Genomic DNA, 6,943 nt, shown 5'->3' on the forward strand with positions numbered 1-6,943 from the left:
TTAAGTATATTGATGATTTGCATGCAGATGATTGGGTGCGTTCATCGATTGAGAGTGAAGTTCAAAACTTACTCCAAACGACAGCCAAGTTGACGTATGGACCAGAGGGTATTGCACAACTTGAAGCGGTTGTAACAACTGTCCTACGTCAAGCTACTGATAACGGGATCATTTTAACGGATGCAGAGACGGGTGCCGGAAAGTTCACTGTTTCGGCCGGAGCGCGTGAAGACCAAGCGGCTTCTGACGTTGCAAGTCGTAAGTACAATGGATTGTCATTCGAATACACCCGTGCTGGTGCCATTCATGATGTGACCGTTCACGGTATCATTCAAAATGTTTAGAAGGAGGGAATTATAGATGGCTGAAGTACCAACATATAATGCCAAGGACACCGTTGTTACTGTTGGCGGCGTGGTTGTTAAAGGTTTCCAAGACGGTGATATGGTTTCATACACACAAAACGAGAACCGTGTAACGGCAGAGGTAGATGCACAAGGATTTGCCTCTGTATCTATTAACAACAACCGTTTAGGACAGGTTACAATCAACTTATCGGGAAATTCAGCATCACATAAGTACCTTAATGGGATTGCGAATGCCAACAAGAGTGTTCCAATCGTGATTAAGACACCTAGTGAGAAGATTTCTGCTACTCAAGCGTTTATTAACAAGCCAGCTGACGGGCAATTTGGTAAGCAAACACCAAAGCGAACGTACACGTTCACTGCTCTTGATATGGACGTTTCAGTTACTAAGTAACAAATCAGGCGCACAAGGTTCGACTCCTTGTGCGCTTTTAGTTTGCAATCGTGCAAACACATCACAGGGCCGGTGCCCGCACATTTTTGGAGGATTACATCATGGCAGAAGAAGCACAAGTACAAGCAGTAGAACAAGTGGCAGCAGTTGAGTCACAACCAGCCGTACAAGCACCGGTTGTCGAGGCACCTAAGAAGGTAAGCCGATTTGGTGAGCAAAAGGTTGTTGAAATTAAGCAAGAAGACGGAAGCGTTGAGAAGTTCACGTTGCAATACCCTGGTATCCGTGTGGTATTGGACATCTACGACAATGCTCAAATGGCTAACGGTAACTTGTCACGTACTGCATTCGCTGATCAAGCTTTTGCTGAGGTAGTTGTTGACCCAGTTAAGTTGGACCTTGATTACTTCGACGAGCATGACGGTTTCAACGAATTGTTGGACCAAATTGCCGAATTTCTTGCATAAGGCAGGAGAAGAAAAATATTTAACAGATGCGCACTTGGATGAAGCAATTGAAGAAGAATGGGCATTCATTTATCCAGTTGCGGAAGGTGTTGCAACCAGGGAAGAGGTAGAGACGGCCACGTTGAAAGGGTTACAACTCTTGAACGGGCTGGCTAGTCGTAAGACTGAGGTTAGGGCTAAGGCTTTGGCATATGAGTTGGCTAAGGTTCTAAGTGAGGATGACATATAGCAGAGGTGGTGAATTATGGCAGGATATAGCACGACAATTAGGTCGGACGTTGAAGTTAGTGGTATTGGCGAGCTTAAACAGGCTAGTGCTGCCTTAAAGGAACTTGCGGAATCAGCGCGCAGACTTAACGGGTCAAACTTCTCCAATATGGGTGGTGGCTTCGCAAATGTTGAAGCCGGAGCGAAGAAGGCTGCTGAAGCAAACAAGTTACTAGCTAACTCTGCAAAGACGGCAGCAGAGGCACAGAAAAGCGCTTCTGCCGCTGGTACATACGCCAAACAAATTGGTGAAATCAATAAAATAACTGAAGCATACGCAAAGATGGAAGCCGCAGCTAAGAAAGCTGAGGCGGCTGAAAAGACGCGTTTCAGTGCGACACAAAGCAACTATCAGCGTGAACGGGAACAATCAGGTAACCGAAACTTTAGCACTCCGAACTACTCTGAGACGGGAAAGAAGCTAGGTGGCTCATTTAAAGAAGCTGCCGGTATGTTCTCACTTGGTATGCTGGGCGCAAATGCAGTTATGGGCGTGTTTGACGGCATGAAAAACATGGTTTCTGGTGGTTGGGAAACTTTGAACGACCGCCAGCGTGGACAAGCTATGTGGGCCACATCAATTTCTGATGCCCACGGTACATCTGGTAGTGCACTGACCAGTCAGTCTTCTAAGGCTAATAATCAGATTATGATGACGGCTTTGAAGGCAGGTAACAACTTTGATGAGGCAAATAGTTTTGCCAAGCAGATTTATTCATCTGACGCTGGTGTCTATTCTGGTAGCTTAGGCAAAACCAATCACATGTTGAAGGGTATCTTCAATATCCAGGATGCGAACGCTTTGAATGACCGTGACATGGAACAATTCAAGACGGCCGTTGGTAACGTTGGTGACACGGGTAAGATGTCAGGAACGATTGCCAAAAGTTTCAACCTACTTGACGGTAAAATCACTCGTAGCATTCGTAAGGAGTACGAGAAAGAGACAGGACACGAGCTTGGTAAGAACAAGCAAGGTGGCTGGGATTGGGCTTCTGTTAGTGCTGAAATGGCTTATCGTGGTATTGATAACTACGGTAATTCTGGTGGAATTGCTAAGGCTTCTGAACGTTACAATTCAACGCTACCTGGTGTTATTCGTTCCGTGAAGGAAGGTTCTAAGGACTACATCTCTCAAGTAATGAAGACGTTTGGGGATGAAGTTGCCAAGGGTGGTGGCTTCTCTGATGTTCTGGGGAAGATTTCTAAAGCGTTCACTAGTAAGAGTTTGATTACCAATGCTGACCAATTTGCTTCTAAGTTATCCGGTTTAGCAAATGCTTTAGGAACTGGTATCAAGGAAATAGCACCATATGCTAAGACTTTTGGTAGTGGCTTCATGTCTGGTGTGAAGGGGACATTTAGCATCATTAAAATGGGTGTTGATCAACTTAAAAGCTTTGGTTCAGCAATCGGTAAGATGATTCCGGAAGGCTCTCAAAAGCACATCATGGACGCCGTGCAAGCGGTTGGTGAATTTGCGGGTGTAGCTGCAACAGTAGCCGCGTCAATGAAGGTTCTAAAGGGCGGAGCAAGTTTGCTTGGTGATGCCGGTAAGGGTATCAAAGGCATTCTAACAGGTATCACCCGAAGCAAATCAACTGGTGACAGTGTATTTAGTCGTGCAACTAGTCAGTTTAGTGCTGCGGTTAGCCGGTTTGCTGGTGCTAGTGGTGCAAAGAATGCAGCCGGGATGGCAGGTGATTCATTGCCTGGCGGGTTCAGTAAGGACGCCAAGGGAAAGTATCACCGAGCAAATGGCCAATACGCTTCTGATGTTGAAATTGCACAACTAGAGACGAGAACTGGCCGACGAGCGCTTGCATCTGAAGCAGAAGCATCCGCTGGTGTGTTTGGTCGCTTGTTTAGTAAGGGACAAGAACTAAAGGGCGTTGCTGGTATTGCTGGTGAAACCGGTCGCTTAGCTAAAAATGCGGGCTTGCTATCTAGAATGGGCGGTTCGTTAGCTACAACCGTCGGGAAGGCTGGAATGGCTGTATCTGCTTCTAAGTTAGGCACTGTCGTCTCAGGTATCGGTAAAGCCGGAAAGTTCCTTGGTAAGGGAATGCCGTTGTTGAATGGTTTGTTCGCAGGAATTGACGTAATGTCAACGATGGCTACCACGCAAAAGGGCTCGCTTGCTCGACACAAGGGAGTAGGTAGCGCTGTTGGTAATGGTGTTGGTGCGACGATTGGTGGAGCTTTGGGTTCTGCTCTTGGGCCATTCGGTACTGTTGCCGGTGCAATGACAGGTGGCTGGCTTGGTGGAAAAGCCGGCTCATGGATCGGCGGCATGTTTGGTGGAACTAAGGATGATAAGCCAAAGCAAACGGTTGCTCAAAGGAATGCCGAAGCGGTAAATAAAGCCCAAACCGCCGCACAGGCAACAATGGCAAAGCAAGACTTTGCTAGCAATATGGCGGCCTATGGTTATGACAAGAAAAACGCTAATGAATTGTATTCGCAAATTAATAAGGGAACGAATTCAAAATCAAAGGCAAAACAAATTGCAGCAGCTCGAATGCAAGAGGCTATCGACGCTGGTGATGCGGCAGCAATCTCTAAGTGGCAATCTAAGCTAAACAAACAAAACGGTATCTTGCCGGGTCAAGAAAATGTTGATAACCGTCCAAAGCGGATTAAAGCACGTCAGGTTTCACTTTCAGATGATAAGGGTGCTAAGAAGGCAGAGGCTAATGCCAAGGCGGTAAGCAAGGCTAACAAATCCGTTAAGGCTCCAAAGGGTACCGACTGGAACAAGTACGCTCTCAATGCTCAAAAAGCCTCACAGAAGGCTGATAAAGAGTTCAAGAAGAGCGCCAAGAGCATTGGAAAGACCAAGATTGCACCGAAGTCTGACAAGAAGGGCTTCGATAAGGTAAATCGCGACGCAAAGTCTGGTATGAATAAGGCTACTAAGACTGTTAAGTCAGGTGCCAAGAAAACACAAAAGGCTGGAAAGGATGCCTTTAAGTTCAAGACTTCTAAGAGTGGATTTAACAAGTTGAACCGTGATGCTAAATCAGGTATGAACAAGGTAAATCGCACTGTTAAGTCTGGATCGAAGAAGGTTCAACGTTCCGGTAAGAATATTTTCAAGTTCAAGTCGTCAAAGAGTGGCTTCAATAAGCTAAATTCACAGGCAAAGAGTGGCATTAACAAGGTCGCTCGAACGGTTAAGTCGGGCGTTAAGAAGGTTCAAAACGCTGGTAAGAACGTCTTTAAATTTAAGAGTTCTAAGAGCGGGTTCAATCAACTTAATAGCACTGCTCGTAGCGGAATGAGCCGTGTAGCCCGAACGGTTAAGTCAGGTGCTACAAAAATTCAAAATGCCGCAAAGAATGCGTTCAAGTTTAAGGCAGCAAGCTCAGGATTTAATCAACTGAACTCACAAGCCAAGAGCGGTATTAGTCGTGTTACAAGCACGATTAAGTCAGGTTCTTCAAAGTGGGACTCAGCTATTCAATCATCTTTGAGTAAGGCAGCGTCTACTATGTCTAGCCAATTTAGCAAGATGGCATCAACGGCTTCTTCTAAGTCGTCTGCGATTGCATCTTCAATGGCTAAAATTGGAACGGCCGCTTCGGTTGCTGCAAGCAAGGTTAATGCATTGCAAAGTGCTATTGATCGTCTTAAGTCAAAGACAATCACGATTACTGCGAACGTAACTGGTAAGGGAGCTGCAAAGCTTGCCACTGGAACGCCTGGTGCGAAGTCAGCGTTCGCTTCATTAGTGCCACGCTACGCTAAGGGAACGACGCAAGGAGGCCACGGTGGCGGTTTGGCACTTGTTAATGACGCAAAGGGAGCAAACTGGCGTGAAGCATTCATGCTACCTAATGGACTTGTAGGATTGTTCCCTAATAAGCGTGATTTGATGATGCCATTGCCAACTGGTACGCAAGTGTTGAATGGTGATGATACCAAGAAGATGTTCCCACGTTACGCATCTGGAACGGACGGCGCTAAGAAGGCATTTGGTAGCGGTTCAATGGGTAACATCAATATCACGGTAAATATTTCCGGTAACGCTAGTGCAAGTGATGCCAACGTAATTGGAAACACGATTGGTGAGAAGCTTATGACAATTTTGAACCCTGAAACGATTTAGGAGGTCGTTATATGGCAACGTTAACTGATGCACACGGCCACACGGTCGAAATATTTGTGAAGAGTGAAAATGAATCAATTGATTCTAACGTTTCTACTCATCCGATTGAGACGGGTTCACCAATTACGGACCACGCACAACGCGAAAGCAAGACGCACACGTTTAGTGGCCTGATTTACGGAAATGACCAGTCACAAGTTGACGCCCGTTACAATCAATTGATGTATTGGCAGAGTGGTGGAGACTTACTTCAATTTAGAGGTGCAATCCGCCACAATGATTTGCTAATTTCTCATCTTGAAAAGACCTATGATGAAGGCGGAAAAAAGAATGCTGTATCGTTCAACATTACGCTAACCGCCGTAACATTGGTTAATTTGAAGTGGGATAAGGCAACTAACACAGGAAAGAAGCAAGCAGCGCCACCAGTAGACCCTGGGGTTTATGTAACAGTAGTTGCTGGTGACACTTATTGGGGTTGGTGGGTCAAATACGGCACATCAATCGACCAGTTAAGAGCATGGAATAACTGGAATGATTATCTCATTCCTATTGGAGCAAGAGCGAGGGTTAAATAATGGATCAACGAGCATTGATTGATGTAGATATTGGAAGTTTACCGGAGGAATTTGAAATCGAACTAGCAGGAAGCAATGTATTTCTGCGGTTTGATTATAATGGCCAAGGTCAATTTTTCACCGTAGACCTATACGACAATGCACATAATCCTATTGTGCTGGGTGAAAAATTAGTATATGGCCGGAGGCTTTGGGGTGATTTCACGAAACCAAGCATTCCACGTGTTGATGTAGTACCTTATGATATATCAGGCAAAGAAAACACCGTCACACTCGAAAACTTCGGGCGGACGGTGTTTTTGTATCTAATGACATTTGCAGATGACGGGGTGGACTAATGGCAATTAAAAGGATTGTGGCGTTTGGTGATTCCATTACTCAAGGTTGGGACGGTAATCGTGGTGTAACACCATGGACTGCTGAGGTATCTAAGCAACTGAGTGTTCCGGTTGATAATCAGGCAGTTGGTGGGTCAACGATGTCAGGTGACAATCGAGATCATAACTTTGTTCAGCAAGTGCAAAACACAAACCTGTCGGGCTATGATGTCGCGACAATTGCGTTTGGTACAAATGACTTCGCTTACTACAATTCTTCATTGTCAGCGGTCAAATCGGCCCTCACTAATGGTATTGATACGATTAAGAGTAAGAACCCACATATTAAGATGATTGGTATTCTGCCAATTCAGACATGGAAGGGTGCTACTAATCTAGATACCAGAAACGGGGCAGGCTATTCGCAAAATGATTTACTAG

The 6,943-nt window shown here is 45.5% G+C and carries 8 protein-coding genes; all 8 read left to right on the forward strand.

Features of this window, described 5'->3' with window-relative positions:
- A partial coding sequence (locus tag WEIDD23_RS12855; RefSeq protein ID WP_156469643.1) for a DUF3383 family protein occupies window positions 1-344 on the forward strand: 344 nt, incomplete at its 5' end.
- A gap of 16 nt (window positions 345-360) precedes the next feature.
- A complete protein-coding gene (locus WEIDD23_RS10975) occupies window positions 361-762 on the forward strand; it encodes a phage structural protein (protein WP_062359016.1) in 402 nt (133 codons plus the stop codon).
- Window positions 763-863: 101 nt separating this feature from the next.
- Complete coding sequence (locus WEIDD23_RS10980; protein WP_062359017.1) at window positions 864-1,229, forward strand: hypothetical protein; 366 nt, start codon at window positions 864-866, stop codon at window positions 1,227-1,229.
- Window positions 1,222-1,458, forward strand: a complete 237-nt coding sequence (locus WEIDD23_RS10985; RefSeq protein ID WP_229099598.1) for a hypothetical protein — start codon at window positions 1,222-1,224, stop codon at window positions 1,456-1,458. The genes WEIDD23_RS10980 and WEIDD23_RS10985 overlap by 8 nt, the downstream gene beginning before the upstream one ends.
- A gap of 15 nt (window positions 1,459-1,473) precedes the next feature.
- Window positions 1,474-5,607 carry a hypothetical protein gene (locus tag WEIDD23_RS10990; RefSeq protein ID WP_062359019.1) on the forward strand — a complete coding sequence of 1,378 codons (4,134 nt, stop codon included), beginning with the start codon at window positions 1,474-1,476 and terminating at the stop codon, window positions 5,605-5,607.
- An 11-nt stretch (window positions 5,608-5,618) separates the two neighbouring features.
- A complete protein-coding gene (locus WEIDD23_RS10995) occupies window positions 5,619-6,185 on the forward strand; it encodes a LysM peptidoglycan-binding domain-containing protein (RefSeq protein WP_062359020.1) in 567 nt (188 codons plus the stop codon).
- Complete coding sequence (locus WEIDD23_RS11000; RefSeq protein ID WP_062359021.1) at window positions 6,185-6,523, forward strand: phage baseplate plug family protein; 339 nt, start codon at window positions 6,185-6,187, stop codon at window positions 6,521-6,523. The genes WEIDD23_RS10995 and WEIDD23_RS11000 overlap by 1 nt, the downstream gene beginning before the upstream one ends.
- The coding region (locus tag WEIDD23_RS11005; RefSeq protein WP_197458883.1) for an SGNH/GDSL hydrolase family protein at window positions 6,523-6,943 on the forward strand (421 nt) is incomplete at its 3' end. The genes WEIDD23_RS11000 and WEIDD23_RS11005, both read left to right, overlap by 1 nt.

The organism is Weissella sp. DD23 (assembly GCF_001579105.1).
In the GTDB taxonomy this organism is placed as follows: domain Bacteria; phylum Bacillota; class Bacilli; order Lactobacillales; family Lactobacillaceae; genus Weissella; species Weissella cibaria.